Genomic DNA, 21,943 nt, shown 5'->3' on the forward strand with positions numbered 1-21,943 from the left:
TTATTTTAATTATTCTTATCCTCCAACACGCTTGGTTTTAAAACCTTTATCTTGAAGAATTTTCATTATTTTATCTCTATAATCACCTTGAATGATGATTTCACCTTCTTTAAAGCTTCCGCCAACAGCTAATTTGCTTTTAATTTCTTTTGCTAAAAGTTTAAAATCTTCATCTTCTCCTTCGTAACCAGAAATTATAGTGGTTGGTTTTCCTTTTCTCTTTTCGTATTTACAAATCATAGGTTCTTTTTGAACGAATAATTCGTGTTCAGAATCGACAACAACTTCAGGTTCGTTTGAAGGTTCATGATCTGGAAATAGTTTTTTTAATTGTTCGCTTAAGTCCATTTTTTTTTGAACGCGGATTTAACAGATTCGCTTACGCGAAACGCTGATTAATACTGATTTTTTTATACTGTTTTCAAATATTTTCTTTAATGTAAAATGCTATTTGAACGCTGATTACACGGATTTGCAAATGCGAATCGCTTGTTTACAGATTTTTTCTTTGTTTTCTTTTATTTTCAAATATTTTTCTTCTGAATTCAGGCTTTTTTCCAAAATTCAATAACAAACCTACTTCACAGTCTGTACCTCTCAAATAGTTGAGAAGTTGATTTTCGAATGCTTCTACTATACATTCGGCTGCTTTTAATTCTAGTATTACGGTATTGTTTACAATAATATCTGCATAATAATCTCCTACGTTTTCCCCTTTATAATAAACTTTAATCTTTTCATTAGAAGTTACTTCTAATCCTTTATTCTTTAATTCAATGAGTAGAGCGTTTTGGTAAACTTTTTCAAGAAAACCATAGCCTAGTTCATTATAAACGTCGTAGAATGTTTTTAAAATAAACGATGTTAATTCGTTATGTAATAAGTGCATATAATAATTATTAAAATCTGTAAAATCTGCGTTTTACGAAGTAAATCCGTTTTATCCGCGTCCTATTTGGCGTATATTTTTTGTTTAATCTGTGTTCAACACTAAAAAGCAAAAAGACATCAAGATAAACTCAATGTCTTTTCTTTATATTATAAAATTAAAATTATTTTTTTATCAATCCTAATTCTACTAATCTTTCATGTAAAAATTCTCCAGCAGTAATGTCTTCAAATCCTTTCGGATTATTTTCATCAATACATTCTGGCAAACAGTTTAACGACATATCGCTAACTGGATGCATGAAAAACGGAATAGAAAAACGAGATGTTCCCCATAATTCCCTTGGTGGGTTAACCACTTGGTGAATCGTAGATTTTAATTTGTTGTTCGTATGTCTCGATAACATATCACCAACATTAATCATCATTTCATCTGGTTCTGCAATAGCGTCAATCCAATCACCGTTATGGTTTTGTACCTGTAATCCTTTTCCTTGAGCACCCATTAATAAAGTAATCAAGTTAATGTCTCCATGAGCAGCAGCTCTTACAGCTCCTTCTTTAGGTTCATCAGTGATAGGTGGGTAGTGAATAGGACGTAAAATACTATTTCCGTCTTTTATGTACTTATCAAAGTAAAATTCATCTAAACCAATATGAATGGCCAATGCTCTTAAAACATAAACACCAGTTTTTTCAATCAATTGATACGCTTCTTTACCTACAGAATTGAATTTAGGTAATTCTTTAACTTCAACATTATCAGGATATTCTCCTGCATATTTTGAACCTTCAGAAACATATTGTCCAAAGTGCCAAAACTCTTTTAAATCTCCCGCAGAACGACCTTTAGCATGTTCTTTTCCAAAAGAAACATAACCTCTTTGTCCGCCAATACCAGGAATTTCATACTTTTCTTTAGTTTCTAATGGTAAATTGAAGAAATTTCTAACTTCACTATACAAATCTTCAACTAATTTGTCATCTAAAAAATGACCTTTTAATGCTACGAAACCAATTTCTTCGTAGGCTTTTCCGATTTCATTTACAAATTTTTGTTTACGTGCCGGATCATCCGACAGGAAATCACGTAAGTCAACACTAGGAATTTTTTGCATTATATTACATTTTGTTAATAACTTACAATAGGTTTAATACCTACTTAGAACAAAAGTAATTAAATATTTTTAATTGAAAATATGAAAGTTGTTAACATTATAAAAATCTAGTTTAAAGCTGTTTATATTTATTCATATTTTTTTTATAACAATACGCTTTGAAAATGTTATTTTTCATACATTTGGTACCAAATTAAAAGCACTCATTTTATGAATTTTGACAGACAAGATTTAACAAACGAACAGTTATTAGATTTATATAAAAAACTATTAAAGCCAAGGCTTATTGAAGAAAAAATGTTGATTCTTTTACGTCAAGGTAAGGTTTCTAAATGGTTTTCAGGAATAGGGCAAGAAGCAATATCAGTTGGTATTACTTCGGTTTTAGATAAAGATGAGTACATTTTACCAATGCACCGTAATTTAGGTGTATTTACTACAAGAGAGATTCCATTACATCGTTTATTTTCGCAATGGCAAGGTAAAAAGACTGGTTTTACTAAAGGTAGAGACAGAAGTTTTCACTTTGGAACACAAGAATTTAAGTTGGTTGGAATGATATCGCATTTAGGTCCGCAATTAGGTGTTGCTGACGGAATTGCTTTAGCCAATAAATTAAAGAAAAACGGAAAAGTAACCGCAGTATTTACTGGTGAAGGAGCAACTTCAGAAGGAGATTTTCATGAAGCCTTAAATATTGCTGCGGTATGGGATTTACCTGTGTTATTTGTAATTGAAAACAATGGTTACGGACTTTCAACTCCAACAAACGAACAATATCGTTGTGAAAACTTGGCCGATAAAGGTGTAGGTTTTGGTATGGAAAGCCATATAGTTGACGGAAACAATATATTAGAAGTAGTAAATTTAATTTCTAAATTAAAAGCTTCTATGGTCGAAAATCCTCGTCCGGTTTTACTAGAGTTTAAAACGTTTAGAATGCGAGGACACGAAGAGGCGAGTGGTACTAAATATGTTCCGCAAGAGTTAATGGACATGTGGGCTGAAAAAGATCCAATTGAAAACTTTAAAGAATTCTTACTTAGAACAAATGTTTTAAACGAAGAAACAGATACACAATACAGAGCAGAAATAAAAGCAGAAATAGACGAACATTGGGTAATTACTCAAGGTGAACCAGATGTTATTGCTGATTTAACTGAAGAGTTAAATGACATGTATGAACCTTATGATTTTGAGGAATTTACACATTCTAAAGAAGTTGAAAACATACGTGTAGTTGATGCCATTTCTAACGCATTAAGACAATCAATGGAACGTCATGATAACTTGGTTATTATGGGTCAAGATATTGCAGAATACGGTGGTGCTTTTAAAATTACAGATGGTTTTGTAGACGCTTTTGGAAAAGAAAGAGTTCGTAATACACCAATTTGTGAAAGTGCTGTGGTTTCTGCAGCAAACGGACTTTCAATTAACGGTCATAAAGCCATTATGGAAATGCAATTTGGAGATTTCGTTTCTACAGGTTTTAACCCAATTGTAAACTTATTAGCAAAACAACATTACCGTTGGAATGAAAAAGCCGATGTAGTAGTGCGTATGCCTTGTGGTGGTGGAACTCAAGCAGGACCGTTCCATTCACAAACAAACGAAGCTTGGTTTACAAAAACACCAGGTTTAAAAGTAGTGTATCCTGCCTTTCCTTATGATGTAAAAGGTTTGTTGAATACTGCCATTAACGATCCTAATCCGGTTATGTTTTTTGAGCACAAACAATTATATAGAAGTGTGTACCAAGATGTTCCTGTAGATTATTATACCATTCCTTTTGGAAAAGCCTCTTTAATTAAAGAAGGAAATGACGTTACGGTTATTTCATTTGGTGCAGGAGTACATTGGGCTTTGGATACATTGAATAAAAACCCTGAAATTTCAGCTGATTTAATCGATTTAAGAACCTTACAGCCTTTAGATGTTGAAACTATTTACGCTTCGGTTAAGAAAACCAATAAAGTAATTATTTTAACAGAAGATACCTTGTTTGGTGGTGTTGCAAGTGATATTTCGGCAATGATAATGGAAAATTGCTTCGAACATTTAGATGCTCCAGTAAAAAGAGTTGGAAGTTTAGAAACGGCTATTCCTTTTGTAAAAGCACTAGAAGATCAATATTTACCAAAAAATCGTTTTGAAAATGAATTGAAAGATTTATTGGCGTATTAATTTATTTTACAGTGTTTATAACATTGAGCTTGTCGAAATGTTTTTTTAGAAGGTCTTCGACAAGCTCATACAAACAACCGGTTGACTAATTACACCAAACGTTTTTTGATATTATAATAAAAAAGAGCTTTCCTTTAGGAAGCTCTTTTTTATTACCTGATATTTTAGTTGTTAAAAACTAAGCTTAAAACAGGTGTTTCTACCTAGTTCTTGTGCGTATTTTTTTATTAAATTTGAAAAATATATGTTTTACCTGACTTAATAGTAAGTATACAGAAGTTACCAGCAATTTGAAAAAAAACCTAGAATGGATAGAATAACAGAAAGTTTAATTAAAGAATTATTATTAAACCAAGAATTAAAGTCAAAAGGAGAATCAAAAGATTTTGAAAAGTTGGTAAATTATACAATTGTATCGAACGAATACAATAAGACTTTTGATATTGAAAATCTCACAATTGGTGAAGGAAATGACACTGGAGTTGATGGTTTAGCAATAATTGTAAATGGTCAATTAATTGACTCAAAAGAAGAAGTTGATGATTTGATTGAAAAAAATAATTTTTTAGATGTTGAGTTCATTTTTACGCAATCAAAAACATCTTCTAAATTTTCTGGTGCAGATATAAACACTTTTTTCTTTGGTGTTTTGGACTTTTTCTCAAACAAACCAAAGTTAGTTAGAAATGAAAGTATATTAAAGTACGTTGAAATAACAAATCATATATACGATAATGCACCGAAATTCAAAACTAATCCAATATTAAAATTATACTATGTAACAACTGGAAAATGGACTGAAGACCAAAATTTAAAAGGAATTATAGAAAATGGAATTGAGTCATTAGAAGAAACAAATCTATTTGAAAAAATAAATTTCACACCTTATGGAGCAAGAGAATTATCGATTGCTTATCGTAAAACTAAAGAATCCATTAGTACAACTATAAATTTCAACAATCGTATAACAATGCCTGAAATTAATGGTATTTCTCAAGCTTATATTGGTTTGTTACCTTATGAAGAATTTATCAAAATAGTTTCTGATGACGAAGGAAGTTTATTAAGCGTGTTTGAAGATAATGTAAGAGACTTTCAAGGGGAAAATAATGATGTAAATGGTGGTATATCTTCGACATTGAACAACAATGATTCAGAAATTTTTAGCGTACTTAATAACGGTGTAACCATAGTTGCCAGTTCTATTTCTCCAACAGGTAATCAGTTTACTATTACTGATTATCAAATTGTAAATGGTTGTCAAACAAGTAATGTTTTGTACAACAACAAAGATTCAGAAAATATAAATAAAGTAAATATTCCAATCAAGTTGATTGCGACAACTGATGATGATATTAAAACTAGAATTACACTTGCAACAAATAATCAAACACCTATAAAGAAAGAACAGCTTGCTTCTTTAACCCAATTTCAGAGAAGTTTAGAACAGTATTATAATTCATTTACTGGAGATTCTAAAATATATTATGAAAGAAGGTCCAAACAGTATAATACCGATAATAATGTTTTAAAATCAAGAATTATTACTGTTCCTTATCAAATCAAGTCATTTGCTGGAATGTTCCTTGACGAACCTCATAATGTTACAAGCTATTTTGGATTAATTGTTAGGAGATTAAACGAAGGTAGAATGCAAATATTTAATTCCGAACACCTTTATTCACCTTACTATACAAGTGCATTTGCATATTATAAATTAGAAACATTTTTCAGAAAAGGTAATATAGATACTTCATACAGAAAAGTTAAGTTTCATATTTTAATGCTATTTAGAATTCTAAATTCAAAAGAGCCACTACCTCTTTTCAACAGTAAGAAAATGGATAAATACTGTGATGATTTGTTGAAAATACTTAATGATGATGAAAAGGCAATTAAAGCATTTCAAAAATGCGTAGAAATAATTGACAATTCTGATTTTGACAAAACAGATAAACAAGATGTTAAATTAGTGTCTAAAACAAAAATATTACTTGATTATGTAAATTCGAATAAATAAAAAACTGGTGGTTACAACTTGTATAAAACATAGCTATTATAGGCTTTCTGAGAGTTTTTTGCTTATTTATTAAGTCTGCCAAATTTTTATTTTTGTATATTTAGAAGTTAAAAGATAAATAGAAAAAATAAAAATTCGGCTCGTTCTAAATCCGAAAAGTTAGCGTTTATTTATTCGCTACGTTTCATACACAAAACCTTTAAACATCGTCACTTTTACTATATTTGAAAAACCAACCTAATCAATGCCAAAATATTCTATTTTACTTTTTATAGTTGTATGTTTTTCTTGTCAAAAGAGAATATCAAAAGACACTAAAGTTGCCATACAACCTTATACAGGTTTTTCAGAAGTTAAAACAGACTCTTTAGCGCAATTAGTTGAAGACTTTTATAAGGTTTCCGTTGAAGTTTTAGAAACAAAAGAAATGTACAAATCGGCATTTATTAATACAAAATCACCTCGTTATAGAGCAGACAGTATCATTAAATTTCAGCGTAAAGATTTAAACAAATATGATTTTATTCTTGGTTTGACCAATAAAGATATTTCTACTACAAAAAGAGATAAAAATGGAGCTGTAAAAGAACCCAAATACAAATACCAAGATTGGGGAATAATGGGACTGGCGTATTGTCCGGGTAACAGTTGTATCATTTCTTCCTTTCGTTTAAAACATAAAAACGAAGTAAAATATTTTACTAGATTGAAGAAAGTCACCATTCACGAATTTGGACATAATTTAGGCTTACCGCATTGTCCTGATAAAAAATGTGTGATGACTGATGCTGTTGAAAGTATAAAAACTATTGATAATGCAGAATTAAGCTTGTGTAAAAGGTGTGATTCAAAATTGAATTAAAATAATTTATTCATACAAACCTAATCGATTCTTTAAGTAATTGATTTCACTAAGAAGTTGATTTTCTTTTTCTTGTAAGTTTAAAATAATTTCAATTCCTTCTTTATTGATGTTTAAATCGTTATGTAAACGTATTATTTTTTCAATATAAGCTAATTGATTTTTATCTAGATATTTATGTTCTTGATGTACTATGGTTTCAATAAGTCCAAATTCTTCCAAATCATGTATTAAATTGATTTCAATTTGACATTCTTTACAAAATACATCTACAATAATTAATTCTTGTGTTTCCATATTTTTATTTTTTGGCAGCTTTAGCTAATTCATTAAATAATTCTAATTCCTTCTCGGAAAGATTAGTTGGAATGGTAATATTATAGGTTACATACAAATCGCCAAATTGATTTTCTTTTTTGTAAACAGGAAAACCTTTACCTTTTAAACGTACTTTTGTTCCGTTTTGCGTACCAGCAGCTACTTTTAATTTCAATTTTGATTGATTAAAATCTAAAATGGTAACATCACCACCTAAAACAGCAGTATATAAATCTAAATCGTGTGAAATAAATAAATCATTACCTACACGTTTAAATTGAGTTGTATTTACAATTGAAAAAGTAATATATAAATCACCATTCGGACCTTTATTAACTCCTGGTCCGCCATAACCGTTAATTTTAATAGTTTGTTGATCTTCAATTCCTGCAGGAACGGTTATTCTAATACTTTTTCCGTTTACCGAAAATTCTTTTTTATGAGTAGTATAAGCTTCTTTTATGTCAATTTGTAATTGCGCCTGAATATCATGTCCACGATATTTGCCTTGAGTTCTTCCTCCAGCACCTTGATTCCCAAACATTGAAGAAAAATAATCTGAAAAATCTTCGCCACTAAAACTTCCACCTCCATAGGATTGTTGCCCTGCGTTTTGCTGTTGCCTTTGTTGTTGGTATTTTTCGTATTCTTCACCATGTTCCCAATCTTTTCCATACTTATCGTATTTCTTTCTTTTTTCGGGATTGCTCAGCACTTCATTAGCTTCGTTAAGCTGTTGAAACTTTGCTTGGGCCTCTTTATCGTTAGGATTAATATCAGGATGTAATTTTCGAGCTAATTTTCTGTAGGCTTTTTTTATTTCATCACTAGTAGCATTTTTAGTTATGCCAAGAACTTTGTAGTAATCAATAAATTCCATAAAATATATTTAACATTTTTAGCGTTAAATTGCTTTTATAAAGTTACAAAAAAAGTTGTAACTTACTTTAAGATAGCTATAACTTTTCAGATTTTATTTAATGATAAATAACTAGTTATAAATCATTAAAATATAATTGATTTAATATTTTCCATTCAACAATTCACCACCAATAGCTGATTTTGCTTCAATTCCGATTTTCTTCATCATTTCATAAGTCGTACAAACGGCTGCAGAAGTCACCGGAATTCCACATTCAGCCTGAATTAAATCAATAGCTTCTAAAGAAGGCATTTGCACACAAGCAGAAACCACTAAAACATCTATTCCTGTTAAATCCAATTGTTTGTAGATTTCCAAAAGATTCAGAGGGTTTTGAGCTGCAACTTCTAAATTATCTGGAATTTCAAGCGCAATACTTTCTTTTACTTCAATTCCTTGGTGTTCGATATAATCTACCACCATATCCGTTAACGGACGCATATAAGGCGTTATGATTGATATTTTTTTAGCACCTAATACTTTTAAACCATTAATCAATGCTCCTGCAGAAGTTACAATAGGAGTAGGGAAGTCATTTGCAACCGTTTCCTGGTGTAAATTTACTTCCGAAACACAATGATATCCTCGTCCCATACTCATAATAGCTACCAAACAAGCATAACCCATTACATCTACATGTGCATCAGATAATTCTTGAGCACATTTTAAACTCATAGCATCCATGGCTTCTAATTCTTCTTTGGTCACTTTTTTCATGCGCATTCTACTGCTATGAAAAGTAAAACGTTCTGGAAGTATTGTTTCTCTTGAACGGAATATTGCTGGAATTTCGGTTTCCATTGTCACATTCGAAGATGGAACTATTTGACCTATTCTGTATTTTTTCATACTAAATCTCTTTAACCGTATTTACAATTGTTCCAATGTTTTGAACCGTACATTCTACCACATCACCGTCTTTTAACCATTCCTGTGGGTTTCTACCAGCACCAACACCAGCTGGCGTTCCAGTTGCAATAATGTCTCCTGCTTCCAATGTAAAAACCGTACTTAAATCTTCAATTAAATCATTAATATTAAACAACATAAATTGCGTGTTTGAATTTTGCTTTTCAACACCATTAACTGTCAATGATAAATTTAAATTATGCGGATTTTCTATTTCGTCTTTAGTCACTAAAATTGGTCCCATAGGCGCAAAAGTATCTTGTCCTTTAGAAACAATCCATTGCCCAGAACGACGACAATCACGTGCAGAAATATCATTGATTACGGTATAACCAAAAATATAGTCCATAGCATCTGCTTTAGGAACATATTTTCCTTTTTTACCAATAACAACAGCTAATTCCACTTCCCAATCTAATTGGTTCGTTAATTTTCTGTTCAATAAGATTTCAGTATTAGTTGCTGTAACCGTTGTAGGAGGTTTTGAAAAAATTACTGGTTGCTGTGGTAATTCGTTAGAAGTATCTAATGTTCTAGCACTTTCTGCAACGTGTTCTGTATAATTTAAACCAATTCCAATGATGTTTTTTCTTGGGTAAGGAATAGGCGCTAAAATGGTAATTTCGTCCATTGCATAGCTAATTTGATTCAATTGTTTTTCAGTAGTATCTTCAATTAAATCATTTATTTCAGCAATTACTTCAAATCCCATGTCAATTAATTCTAACATGTCATTTGGTAAAGGAAAATTGGATACATCTCCAAAATCTTCCATATCAATAACTTGTTTGTTGTGAATAAATCCTAATCTTGGTTCTGAAGTTTCTGTTTTATACGTAAGTAGTTTCATTATTTTTAAGTTTCAAAGTTGCTAAGTAGCAAAGTTTTTTAAAATTTTTGTAATTGATTTTTGAGCTTGAAATTGTTATTGTATTTTTTGAAATCCGTTATTATCAGTATAAGCTTGTTCTTGGTACAAACCTAATTTTTCTATAACTGGTAAATCGTTGAACGAAAATAAAACTGCATCTTCCGTATCGGAAAGATTTACATGTTCGTGATTCATCCATGAAGGAACGCAGAAAATATCTCTTTCTTTCCAATCAAATCTTTTTCCGTCAATGATAGAATAGCCTATTCCTTTCGCACATTGGTACACGAATGAACCTGTATGTTTGTGTGCTTTCGTGTGTTCGCTTGGTCGTAATAATTGAATGGAAGCACCCATAGTTTGCATTACATGTCCGCCAGAAAGTGGATTTGAATATTGCATTATTATTCCGTCATAAGGAGAACCTTCGTTTACTTTTGCAGCTTCTAATAAAGCAGGATATACTTTTGACCAAGAATATTTAAAAAGAGGCGAGTAGGGTTTGTCCCAAACTACATCTGCAGGAACTACACCAGCACCTCCATAAGATAATGGAGAATAATTGATTGGTTTAACCAATGGTTGTGTACCATCAAAAACAGCATAATCATTTGCTTCTAATGCATTTACTAATGGAATATCTAATCCATCTTGCCAAATGCATGTTTTTCCGCTTTCTTCCACACCATGTTCGTGCCAAGTAGAATTGGGAGTAATCACGAAATCATTCACTTCAAGCATTATTTTATTTCCATCTACGACGGTATATCCACCAGAACCTTCCATAATGAAACGCAGGGCAGAAGCTTTATGTCTGTGAGCAGAAGTAAATTCGCCCGGACGAGTAACTTGAATTCCGGTATATAACCAACCTACAGCAGCAGAAACATCTTTACGTTTATCATTTACCAAATACACAACGCGCCTTCCTGCTTGTTCTGGAGTAACTAATTCAGAAGATTTTAAAACTAAAGGTCGTAAATCTTCATATTTCCATAACATTGGAATAGAAGATGGTTTTGGTTCCCAAGGTTCAATGTCGTTGGCAACTGTCCAAAGTGCACCAGCGCCTAGATTTTCTAAATCTTTATAGTAAGCTTCAAGTTCTGGTGTGGCTTGTACTCGAGCTCTTCCGTATTGATCGTCAGATTGATTTTGGTTCATAATTTTATGTCATAAAGTCTAAAGTCCATAGTCTAAAAAGTGATTGGGTTACTTTTCACTTTCGACTTTCCACTTTCGACTATTTATTATTGAATTCTTCGTGACTATTAACAAAGGTAATATTTTTTGTTGGTGCTGTATTTACGCGTAAATCGAAAATATCAAATCGATTGTAATGTCCTAAAATATCGTGCATTTGCTTCGGTTGGATGCATTTAGCCAAATCAATATCTGCATAAATCATTCCCTCTTTGTCAATTAATGGTTCACCAATAACAGCACCATTTGGACCAATAAATCCAGAAAATGCAGAGTTTTTACGCGTTAGTAATTCTTCTACATTTGGAACATCGGGTTTCAATGCATCCATAATTTCTTGAGAAATAGTAGAACAAGAAACTATTGTAAATAATTTTCCTTCAAAAGAATGAGCAGCCGCACGAATCTTAATTGCTTCAGCCATATTATAATCTGGTGGAGCAACAGGAAGCGAAATATAATTGGCAATATGAATCAATTCTCCTTGAGTAAGTAATGTATATCGAGCTAAAGTATTTGTGTTTTCTCCACAAGCTAAAGTTCCAATTGGTCCCACTTCTGTATCGTACACTTTTAAAGAAGAACCATCTCCAGAAGACCAGGTTAGCTTTTCGGCCCATGTTGGTACTAATTTCCTATGCTTTCCAATGATAACACCTTTGTTGTCAATAATTAAATTGGTATTATAAATTTCACCGTAGCTTTTACCACGTTCGTTAATTCCAATTACAATTTGAATATCATTGTCTTTTGCAGCCAAGCAAAGCCTTTTAATATCTGGACCATTTACGTCCACTGAAGCTTTATATAATTCTTCGTACCATTTACTTCCTTGAACAGGAGTCATAATCCAGTTCCAATAAGGATAACCTGCTACAAATACTTCAGGGAAAGCAATAAGCTTTGCCCCATTTTTTGATGCTTCTTTTACAAAAGTAATGGCTTTATCAATAGTTTTTTCAACGTTTAAGAAAACAGGTGAAGTTTGTACTGTTGCTGCTTTAAATTTTTTAAATTCCATAGTTTATTAATTACGAATTTGAAATTACGAATTATGAATTGAAAACGAGATTAACTTGTAATTCATAATTTGTAATTCATAATTTTGTTTTTCATTTCTCCATTAAAAGGTTCTGCTTTAATGTTGTTTCTATCTTCAGCGAAAGCAACATTAACAAGCGTAACTTCTCCTTCTAAACAGGTCTTTCCATTTTCATCTTCAAATTGAAAACCGCAAAGTATAGAAGATCCACCAAGGTTTTTAACCCAGAGCTTTTTAGTAAGAATATCGCCTAAACGAGCTGCTTTTTTAAATTGTACTTTTAAATCAACGGTTGGAATACCATTGGTTTCATGCATTTTAGAAAATGGTCGATCTAAGGCTTCTTCAAACCAGTCTTCTACCAAACAATTTAACATTTCTAAAAATCGTGGGTAGAAGACAATTCCAGCATAATCTACATGTTGGAAACGTATTTTTTCTTGTTTTATAAAGTAATTACTCATTTTTTGGTATTTTAAATAAACAAACTAATCTCTCTTTTAAAGACATCAACAGGTGTTCCGTGTTCATGACTTAATAAAGTGTAAGTATAATTTTTATTCTTTTTAATATAATTAAGCGTTAACATTGGATCAATAACAACGTCTTTTTCTCCAAGAACTAAATACATATTTGGATTGTATTCTCCATGAACATGACCTGTCATATCTGGTTCAAAACTTCTTGAATGTAATGCCGGGTTGAATAATACAGCACTAAGATTTAGTTCTTTAGCAATTTCATGTGCAAAATATCCACCCATGGAAGAACCAATAATTAAGTCTGGCTTAAACGCTATAATTTTGGTTTTTAAAATTTGATAAATATTTGGTTCATAATAATCAATATAAGGGTCAAACACATCAGAAATTGAGTGGAGCCAATCGTTTTTTGGTCCTAAATTATTAGATTCTAATCCATGTAAATAAACAATTCTCATAAACTATATATTCTTATTTTATTTTAAAATTGTTCCACTTTTGCTTTCTTCCAAAAATATAAAAATTCCTTTGGAACAGTTTCTTCATGTAATAAACTACCGCTTTCTAATTCAGGGAATGTTTGTGCGAATGTTTCTACATTATTTCTGTCTATTCTTGTTGTTACTGCATCTCTTGTTACATCATCTGGATGAGCTAATCCGGCAGAAGCCATTAAATCCATTGCACTTTTTACAGTTTCGTGTTGAAAACGTGCTACTCGAATACTTTTATCTTCAGGAATTAACCCTTTCATTAAATTAAGATTTTGTGTTGCAACACCAGTAGGACAAGTATTTGCATGACATTCTAATGCTTGAATACAACCTAAAGCAAACATCATTCCTCTGGCAGAATTACATAAATCGGCACCTAATGATAAGCATCTAATAATATCAAAACCAGTAACTACTTTTCCGCTTGCAATTATTTTGATTTGATCTTTAATTCCAAAACCTTTTAAACAGTCATGAACAAAAGCAACAGCATCGCGTAATGGCATTCCTACATGATCTGAATATTCTTGTGGAGCCGCACCAGTTCCACCTTCGCCACCATCAACAGTAATGAAATCAAAATAAGTTTTTGTTTCTACCATGGCTTTACAGATAGAAATAAATTCGGACTTATTACCAATGCATATTTTCATTCCAACAGGTTTTCCACCAGATTTTGTACGTAATAATTTTATAAAATCCATCAATTCTAAAGGATTTGTAAAAGCTGAATGTGTAGGAGGAGAAACAATATCGTTTCCTTTTTCAACCAAACGAATTGCTGCAATTTCATCGGTAACTTTTTCTTTTGGTAAAATTCCACCATGACCTGGTTTTGCACCTTGTGAGAATTTAATTTCTACCATTTTTACATTATCTAAAATAGCTCTTTTTTCATATTGATCTACGTTAAAAGTTCCGTCGTTATTTCGACAACTAAAATAACCCGTTCCAATATTCCAAACTACATCACCACCTTGAAGATGATAAGGAGAAAGTCCGCCTTCACCAGTATTGTGGTAAAACCCACCTTGTTTTGCGCCATTATTTAAAGCTAAAATGGCATTTTTACTTAATGAACCAAAACTCATTGCACTAATGTTAAATAAGCTAGCATCGTATGGTTTTTCGCATTGAGAAGAACCAATTCTAACTTTTGGATTTTTCTCTATATCTGAAAAAGAAATAGAACGAATACTATGATTGATCCATTCGTAACCATCTTTATAAACATCTAGTTGTGTTCCAAAAGGTATAGTATCTACTTCTTTTTTGCTACGATGATAAACAATATCACGTTGTAAACGATTAAAAGGTTTTCCTTCTGTATCTGTTTCAATAAAATATTGACGCATTTCTGGACCAATTGCAGATAAAATATATCGTAGCCTTCCTAATAGTGGAAAATTTCTTCTGATTGTTCTATCTGAAAAATACATATCATACAATCCCATAAGAATTAATGGAATTAAAATTAGCAGTATAAAACTAAATTTCCAATTGACATATATTAATATTCCAGTAAATGTGAGTAATGTAAAACTTATTACTAAAAACGTTTTTCTCATTTTTATTGTTATTTTAGATTCTGAAACAAGTTCAGAATGACAATTTTATGTATGTTTTAATTTAAATCGTTGAATTTTTCCTGTTTCCGTTTTTGGTAAGCAATCTAAAAAGTTAATTACTCTAGGATATTTATAAGGAGCTGCAGTTTCTTTGAACCAATTTTGAATTTCAATTTTTAATTCGTCAGAAGCTTTAGATTTGTCTTTTAGAACAATATTTGCACAAACTAACATTCCTCTATTTTCATCTGGAAGTCCAACTACAGCACACTCTAAAATAGATTCATGTGTTAAAAGTACAGATTCCACTTCAATAGCCGCAATATTATATCCAGAAGAAATAATCATATCGTCTCCACGTGCAACAAACCAAAAATAGCCATCTTCATCTTGTTTAAAAATATCTCCAGTTATATTCCATCCGTTTTGAACGTATTCTTTTTGTTTTTCTTCTCTATTTAAGTATTTACAACCTGTAATTCCTTTCACGGCCAATTTTCCAGGAGTATTTCTTGATACTTCGTTTCCATTATCATCTACTATTTTTGCTTCGTAACCGGTTATTGGCAAACCAGTTGAACCAGGCTTCATGTTTTCTGCATTAGAGGAAATAAAAATATGTAATAATTCCGTTGCACCAATTCCGTCAATAATTTTTAAACCTGTTGCATTGTACCAATCTTCCCATACTGCAATTGGCAAAGTTTCTCCTGCAGAAACACATTTTCTTAGACTTGAAACATCATATTCATTTAATTTAGTTGTTAATATGCGCCAAGCAGTAGGAGCAGTGAAACAAATTGTGATTTTGAAATCTTGAATCGCTTTTAAAAGTAAATCGGGACTTGGTTTTTCCAATAAAAAAGTAGAAGCACCAAAGTACATTGGGAATAAAACCAAACCTCCTAACCCAAAAGTAAATCCCAATGGCGGACTTCCAATGAAAATGTCTTTAGATGTTGGTTGTAAAGAGTAATTTGGAAAAGCTTCGCAAATGTTTAAAATATCGCTATGAAAATGTGCTGTCATTTTAGGAATTCCTGTTGTACCAGAAGTGAAACCAATTAATGCAACATCATTATATTTTGAGTTATAATTAGTAAAAGTGGTCGATTTTGAAGCCATTTTTGCTTCTAAATCACTATTTCTGTAGAAACTTTTGTGTTTTAAATGTTTCGATTCAACTAGATTCATTTCTTCTGCTAAATCACTATCACAAAGAGCAATTGAAATTTCAGCGCAATCAATTATCGTTGTTAATTCTTTGGAACGAAGTAGAGGCATAGTTGCCACAACAATTCCTCCAGCTTTAATTATTGCAAACCAACAAGCAACCATCATAGGATTATTTGCTGAGCGCAATAAAACACGATTTCCAGAAACCAAACCTAAATCATCAATTAAAACATGTGCAATTTGATTGGCTTTTTCATGTAAATTTTTATAAGTCCAAGTTTCTTCGAATGTATGAATACAGATTTTATCACCATTTCCGTTTTGAATATGGAAATCCAACAAGCGTTCGACACAATTAAGCATTTCAGTTTGCTTAAATTGAGATAACTCTAATAAATAGTCAGGTTGTAATTCTTTACTTGGTAAATGTTTATATGTAAAATTATCTTTATACATAATTACTTAATTTCATGACTTTCAGGTTTCAGTGCTTTTTTCATTCCTTCTATCATTTTTCTTTCACTTCCTTTTAAAGGATATAAATGAGAAGTGCCTGTCATATATTGCTTTGGAATATCAGAAGCTCTATAATCTTCGTATGCTTGCGAGTTTCTAACAAAATTAGGATCTAGTAATAAAGGTCTTCCTAAAGCTACTAAATCAGCTCTTCCGTTAAGTATAATGGTATTTATTTGGTCAATATCTTGAATATAACCGGTTGTAATTGTAGGAATATGAACGGTATTTCGAACTGCATCTGAAAATGGAGTTTGCCACATTCTACCTATTTGAGGGTTTTGATGTGCAACTGTATTCCCAGTAGAAATATTGATAATATCTGCTCCAGCTTCTTTAAAAGCAGTTGCAATTATAAATACATCTTCTTCTGAAATTCCGTTTTCAGCCCAATCAGTAGCGGATATTCTAACCGACATTGGCTTATCTTTTGGAAATGCATTTCGCATTGCTTTAAATACACGCATTGGGAATTTTAAACGATTTTCTACACTTCCGCCAAATTCATCAGTACGAATATTAGTCAGTGGTGAAAGGAAAGAAGCCAATAAAAATCCATGATGCGCTTGTAATTCAATCATATCAAAACCGGCTTCGTTTGCATTTATAGTAGCTTGAACGAATTGTTCTGTAATGGTATTCATGTCTTCCAAAGTCATTTCCTTTGGAGTCGGAGAATTTTCATTGAACGCAATTGGAGAAGCAGAAATCAAATTCCATTTATCTTGCAAATCTACGGTTTCCCAAGGTTTTTTTGTTGCGCCTTTTCGTCCTGAATGTCCTAATTGAATTCCGATTTTAGCAGATGAATTTTGATGAATAAAATTGGTTATTTTTTTCCATTCAACTATTTGATTTTTAGAATAAATACCTGTACAACCTAAAGTAATTCTTCCAGTTTCTGAAACAGCAGTCATTTCAGCAATTATTAAACCTAAACCACCAATTGCTCTGTTTCCATAATGCATTAAATGCCAATCATTCACTAGTCCGTTTTCTGCAGAATATTGTCCCATGGCACTCATGACAATTCTGTTTTGTAATTCTAAATCACGTAGTTTAAATTTTGAAAAAGCTGCTGGCACCTCGACTGCGCTCGGTGTGACATCTTGATTAATATCATTAAATTCTTTTAATACTTTATTCGTATAAGATTTATCTCGAATGCTTAAATTTTCAAAGGTTACTTTTTTAGAACGCGTCATGCATCCAAATGAAAATTGATAAAATGGATGCTGCATGTGTCTGTCCATGTTTTCAAACCAATCTAACGATACATTTGCTGCATATTGAATCATTTCAACACGATTTCTTCTCGCTTTTTCATAGTTTTCAAAAGCAACAGGAAAATTATTTGGATTTTCTACAATAGCATCTGAAAGCGCAATAGCACATTCCATTGCCAATTTAGTTCCAGAACCAATAGAGTAGTGGGCAGTTGCTTTAGCATCTCCTAATAAAACAATATTGTCTTTGTACCATTTACCGTTTGTAACGTGCGGAAATTGACGCCAATGCGATTTATTGGTAATTAAACCATGTCCGTCAAGTTCTTCTTTGAATATTTCTTGTAATTTTTGAGTAGTATCTTCTTCTTTAAACGTATCAAAACCGAAGTTTTCCCAAGTTTGTGGACTACATTCGAAAATCCACGTACTCATTCCTTCTTCGTATTGATAGGTGTGTGCAACAAATGCACCTTTGGGAGTAGATCTAAAGAAATAAGTAAATGCATCTAATGGTTTAGTAGAGCCCATCCAAACGAATTTATTTTTTTTCAATTCTACTTTTGTTTCAAAATCTGACTCAAATTGTGTGCGAATAGAACTTCCAATTCCATCACAAGCAACGATGATATCACTATCTTTAAATTGGTTTAAATTGGTTATGTTTGCTTCAAAATGCAAGTTTACACCTTCTTCCTTGCAACGTTGATAAAGCAATTGTAAAAGTGTTTTTCGAGAACATCCACAAAAACCATTTCCTGCAACACTTACTTGTTCTCCATCACGAGCTACAACAATATCGTCCCAATATGCAAATTTGCTTCTAATTAATTCGTAAGATTCCGTATCACGAGTTAAAAACTCTCCTAAAGTTTCATCTGAAAAAACTACACCAAAACCAAAACTATCATCTGGTTTGTTTTGTTCGTATACGTCTATTTCGCAACTTGGCATTGCTTTTTTGGTTAATATAGAAAAATATAAACCTCCTGGACCACCACCTATTACTGTTATTTTCATTTTATATATTTTAAGAACATTGATTTTCAGCTCGCATGAAATCAAAAGCTCCTTTACGTAAATTAATATTATATTCTAAATATGCTTTTAAACAAGCTAAGAAGTTAGACCAGCCAAATGAATTACCGGAAAGCCATTTTAACCCTTCCTTATCATTTGACATGCCTGTTTCTCTAATAGAAACTAAAGTAGAACCATTTGCTTGAGATTCTAACGAAATTTCTACAAACAGTTCTTTTACTTCAGAATTCCAATAATAAGATATGTATTTATTGACTTCAATTTTACCAACCCTAACAGAGTAATCCATATCAAATTCAGGGAAATTCCAAATTAGCACTTTGCCTTCTTCCATCAATCCAGAACTTTTTGAGATAAAGTAGTTAGACATTTTTTCAGGATTTACGATTGCTTCAAATACTACGTCAATAGGTTTTGAAATTTGTAAAGCAACTTTAATTTCTAACATATCGTTTTTCATTTTTATCCTCTTTTAATTGAAAATAATTCACCCATTTTAGCATAATTTGAACCTGCCAAACGAGCAACTGGTTTGTATTTGTCTAAATTAATTCTATTTCCTTCCATTAAAATTTCATCATTGATGTGCATGGTTATAATTTTACCAATTACAATACAAGCACCACCATTTTTATGATCTTCTAAAAAATAATGATGTACCATTTCACATTCAAAATGGACATAACTTTCCTTAACGCGTTTTGGTTTAATGAAAATAGAATCAATAGGAGTGAGGTTCGCTAATTGAAACTCATCAACATCAGAATTAACGCTTTGAGCTGTCATATTCATTTGTTCGACTGTTTCTTCAGTAACTAAATTGACAACAAACTGCTTATTTGCAAGTACGTTATTCAGAGTGTCTTTATTTTTATTTCCAGTACGAACCGTAGAAAACATTAAATGAGGTGGATCTTCACCAACTGCATTAAAAAAAGAAAATGGCGCCAGATTATTAATTCCGTTTTCATCAACAGTTGATACCCAGCCTATTGGTCTTGGGATTATTGTTCCAGTAAGGAGTTTGTATAAAACCGAACCTTCAGTTGTTAAGCTATCAAATTGCATAAAATATTGTCTTGTTTCTACAAATTAACTAAAATAATTAAAATATAAGTATAGATATTTAGATTAATTATCTTTGAAAGAGCGAACTATACTTATTTAAAATTCTAATTTAGTTAATAAACGCAAATTATTGCATTATGTTTAATTTATTTTATTAATAATTATCATATTTAAAAAAATATTATTCAAAAAATAAGATTTTAATTTAATTTTATTGCAAAATTAGTATATTTATGCAAAAATTATATACATGGAGATTTTAGCTTGTCCAAAATGCCAAAGTGATACTATTGTAAAAAGCGGAATTATTAAAGATAGACAACGCTATTTGTGTAAGTCTTGCAATTATTATTTTACAGTTAATAAACTTGGTAAAAAAATTGATGATTATTATGTTACTAAGGCATTACAGTTATATTTAGAAGGTTTAAGTTATAGAGAAATAGAACGCATTTTAGGTGTTTCACACGTGTCTATTAGTAATTGGGTTAAAGAATTTAAGATAAAAAAACCACCACATCCTAATTACCACCCTACATATAAGATATTTAAGCATAATGAATTAGTAGATTATCTTCAAAGTAAAGAAAAATTATCTGGAGCAGGAATGATAATTACAGAGTTAGGAGACAAGTTTATGCTAATAAAATGGGAACGTTTTAAAGACTAGCTATACTATTTTACATAAATATATACTAAAATTTTTTTCGTTAACATAATTTTAGAATTTGGTACTGTTAAAAAAGAATAACTAACCAATTATTATAAATTATGAAAAAACTAACACTTATTGCTGGATTACTTTTTTCAGCTTTAACATTTTCTCAAGGTTCTCCAGATTATGGTGGAGGATTGAAAGTTAATATTAATGAAGATGGTTCTAAGTATTTTAGAGTTATTTCATGGGCTCAATTTTGGGCACAAAATAACTCAGATCGTCCTTTAGATGCTAATGGAAATGAACAGTCTGATACAAACTTTAGTATTAGAAGAGCTCGTGTTTTAATGTATGCTCAAATTAGCAAAGACTTTATGATTTTAACGCATTTTGGTTTAAATAGCTTAAATGGCGATAATATGAGTCCGACTGGAACCAAAGACGCTTCACAACTGTTTTTTCATGATGTTTGGGCACAATATAGTTTAGGAAAAAATCATGCAATTGGAGGTGGTTTGCACTACTGGAATGGAATTTCACGTTTAAATAACCAAAGTACTCTCAATATCATGACCTTAGATAACCAACGTCAAGCTTGGGCAACTTTAGGTTTGTCTGATCAATTTGCAAGACATATGGGAGTTTATCTAAAAGGAGCTTTAGGAAAATTCCAATACCGTGTTTCTGTTAATGATGCAGTAACTAATAATTTACAAGCTACTGCGACACCAGTAAATGGAGGAGCTGCAACATACACAGGTAGAAGATTATTGGGTTCTAAAGATGCAGGAAGAACTTATGCAGGTTATTTTGAATATGGTTTTTTAGATAATGAAAGTAATTTTTTACCATATAAAGTGGGAAGTTATTTAGGAACCAAAAAAGTATTTAATGTAGGTGCTGGTTTTTTTGCACATCCAAGTGGATCAGTAGTTGCTGATGCTTTAGGTAATTTAAAAGGAGAAGATGTAAAAATATTTGCTTTAGATGCTTTTTATGATGCTCCAATTGGAAGTAATGGAGGAGCTTTAACTGCTTATGCGTTATATCAAAATAACGATTACGGTAAAGATTTTACATTGGGCACAACTTATGAAACAGGTTCTTTACTACATGGACATGTAGGTTATGTTATACCTATGAAAATGAAGACTAAATTTCAACCATATCTTTCTTTTGACAGCAGAAAAATTGATGCTTTAAATGATAACGCCTCTCAATTTGGTGTAGGTGCAAATATGTTTTTAAGCGGTCATAATGCAAAATTAACATTAGAATATCAATCTTTAAAATATGCTACAAGTGATGCGGTAAATACGTTAACACTTCAAGCTATGATTTATCTATAATAATCAATCAATAAAACTATTTATA

The 21,943-nt window shown here is 31.4% G+C and carries 21 protein-coding genes; 5 read left to right on the forward strand and 16 right to left on the reverse strand.

Going from position 1 to position 21,943, the window contains the following annotated elements:
• Positions 1-15: 15 nt before the first annotated feature.
• The 3 genes from OLM55_RS09605 to OLM55_RS09615 form a co-directional block, all read right to left on the reverse strand.
• A complete protein-coding gene (locus OLM55_RS09605) occupies positions 16-348 on the reverse strand; it encodes a translation initiation factor (protein WP_264558684.1) in 333 nt (110 codons plus the stop codon).
• A gap of 145 nt (positions 349-493) precedes the next feature.
• Positions 494-889, reverse strand: a complete 396-nt coding sequence (locus OLM55_RS09610; RefSeq protein ID WP_264558685.1) for a GxxExxY protein — start codon at positions 887-889, stop codon at positions 494-496.
• Between the two features lie 163 nt (positions 890-1,052).
• On the reverse strand, positions 1,053-2,006 hold the full coding sequence (locus OLM55_RS09615; RefSeq protein ID WP_264558686.1) for an isopenicillin N synthase family dioxygenase: 954 nt from the start codon (positions 2,004-2,006) through the stop codon (positions 1,053-1,055).
• A gap of 210 nt (positions 2,007-2,216) precedes the next feature.
• Here OLM55_RS09615 and OLM55_RS09620 point away from each other — a divergent pair, with 210 nt between their 5' ends.
• The 3 genes from OLM55_RS09620 to OLM55_RS09630 all read left to right on the forward strand — a co-directional run bounded on the left by OLM55_RS09620 (position 2,217) and on the right by OLM55_RS09630 (position 7,075).
• Entirely contained in the window at positions 2,217-4,193 is a 1,977-nt protein-coding gene (locus OLM55_RS09620; RefSeq protein ID WP_264558687.1) for a dehydrogenase E1 component subunit alpha/beta, read from the forward strand.
• Between the two features lie 307 nt (positions 4,194-4,500).
• Positions 4,501-6,213, forward strand: a complete 1,713-nt coding sequence (locus tag OLM55_RS09625; protein ID WP_264558688.1) for an AIPR family protein — start codon at positions 4,501-4,503, stop codon at positions 6,211-6,213.
• 244 nt (positions 6,214-6,457) lie between these two features.
• Entirely contained in the window at positions 6,458-7,075 is a 618-nt protein-coding gene (locus tag OLM55_RS09630; RefSeq protein ID WP_264558689.1) for an archaemetzincin, read from the forward strand.
• A 6-nt stretch (positions 7,076-7,081) separates the two neighbouring features.
• On the opposite strand, the gene OLM55_RS09635 is transcribed toward OLM55_RS09630, so the two are convergent.
• The 13 genes from OLM55_RS09635 to OLM55_RS09695 all read right to left on the reverse strand — a co-directional run bounded on the left by OLM55_RS09635 (position 7,082) and on the right by OLM55_RS09695 (position 19,911).
• A complete protein-coding gene (locus OLM55_RS09635; protein WP_264558690.1) occupies positions 7,082-7,372 on the reverse strand; it encodes a chaperone modulator CbpM in 291 nt (96 codons plus the stop codon).
• 4 nt (positions 7,373-7,376) lie between these two features.
• Positions 7,377-8,273 carry a J domain-containing protein gene (locus OLM55_RS09640; protein WP_264558691.1) on the reverse strand — a complete coding sequence of 299 codons (897 nt, stop codon included), beginning with the start codon at positions 8,271-8,273 and terminating at the stop codon, positions 7,377-7,379.
• A gap of 141 nt (positions 8,274-8,414) precedes the next feature.
• Entirely contained in the window at positions 8,415-9,164 is a 750-nt protein-coding gene (locus OLM55_RS09645) for an Asp/Glu racemase (RefSeq protein ID WP_319800093.1), read from the reverse strand.
• A 1-nt stretch (position 9,165) separates the two neighbouring features.
• The gene (locus OLM55_RS09650) at positions 9,166-10,074 is read right to left on the reverse strand and encodes a fumarylacetoacetate hydrolase family protein (RefSeq protein WP_264558692.1); all 909 of its coding nucleotides are present in this window, start codon (positions 10,072-10,074) and stop codon (positions 9,166-9,168) included.
• Between the two features lie 75 nt (positions 10,075-10,149).
• Positions 10,150-11,259 carry a cupin domain-containing protein gene (locus OLM55_RS09655; RefSeq protein ID WP_264558693.1) on the reverse strand — a complete coding sequence of 370 codons (1,110 nt, stop codon included), beginning with the start codon at positions 11,257-11,259 and terminating at the stop codon, positions 10,150-10,152.
• Positions 11,260-11,338: 79 nt separating this feature from the next.
• On the reverse strand, positions 11,339-12,319 hold the full coding sequence (locus OLM55_RS09660) for a carbon-nitrogen hydrolase family protein (RefSeq protein WP_264558694.1): 981 nt from the start codon (positions 12,317-12,319) through the stop codon (positions 11,339-11,341).
• Between the two features lie 62 nt (positions 12,320-12,381).
• Complete coding sequence (locus tag OLM55_RS09665; RefSeq protein WP_264558695.1) at positions 12,382-12,804, reverse strand: acyl-CoA thioesterase; 423 nt, start codon at positions 12,802-12,804, stop codon at positions 12,382-12,384.
• 11 nt (positions 12,805-12,815) lie between these two features.
• Positions 12,816-13,280, reverse strand: coding sequence for a YqiA/YcfP family alpha/beta fold hydrolase (locus OLM55_RS09670; RefSeq protein ID WP_264558696.1), 465 nt, complete (start codon positions 13,278-13,280; stop codon positions 12,816-12,818).
• A gap of 23 nt (positions 13,281-13,303) precedes the next feature.
• Positions 13,304-14,884 carry an FMN-binding glutamate synthase family protein gene (locus OLM55_RS09675; RefSeq protein ID WP_264558697.1) on the reverse strand — a complete coding sequence of 527 codons (1,581 nt, stop codon included), beginning with the start codon at positions 14,882-14,884 and terminating at the stop codon, positions 13,304-13,306.
• A gap of 45 nt (positions 14,885-14,929) precedes the next feature.
• Entirely contained in the window at positions 14,930-16,516 is a 1,587-nt protein-coding gene (locus OLM55_RS09680; protein WP_264558698.1) for an AMP-binding protein, read from the reverse strand.
• Between the two features lie 2 nt (positions 16,517-16,518).
• Positions 16,519-18,822 (reverse strand): FAD-dependent monooxygenase, encoded by a 2,304-nt coding sequence (locus OLM55_RS09685; RefSeq protein ID WP_264558699.1) that lies wholly within the window; start codon positions 18,820-18,822, stop codon positions 16,519-16,521.
• A gap of 10 nt (positions 18,823-18,832) precedes the next feature.
• Positions 18,833-19,303 (reverse strand): SRPBCC domain-containing protein, encoded by a 471-nt coding sequence (locus OLM55_RS09690; RefSeq protein WP_264558700.1) that lies wholly within the window; start codon positions 19,301-19,303, stop codon positions 18,833-18,835.
• Positions 19,304-19,305: 2 nt separating this feature from the next.
• A complete protein-coding gene (locus OLM55_RS09695; protein ID WP_264558701.1) occupies positions 19,306-19,911 on the reverse strand; it encodes a flavin reductase family protein in 606 nt (201 codons plus the stop codon).
• A gap of 250 nt (positions 19,912-20,161) precedes the next feature.
• Between OLM55_RS09695 and OLM55_RS09700 the strand changes: the two genes are divergently transcribed.
• Positions 20,162-20,581 (forward strand): helix-turn-helix domain-containing protein, encoded by a 420-nt coding sequence (locus tag OLM55_RS09700; protein ID WP_264558702.1) that lies wholly within the window; start codon positions 20,162-20,164, stop codon positions 20,579-20,581.
• Positions 20,582-20,682: 101 nt separating this feature from the next.
• Positions 20,683-21,918, forward strand: coding sequence for a hypothetical protein (locus tag OLM55_RS09705; protein ID WP_264558703.1), 1,236 nt, complete (start codon positions 20,683-20,685; stop codon positions 21,916-21,918).
• Positions 21,919-21,943: the final 25 nt, after the last annotated feature.

The organism is Flavobacterium sp. N2270, assembly GCF_025947225.1.
In the GTDB taxonomy this organism is placed as follows: domain Bacteria; phylum Bacteroidota; class Bacteroidia; order Flavobacteriales; family Flavobacteriaceae; genus Flavobacterium.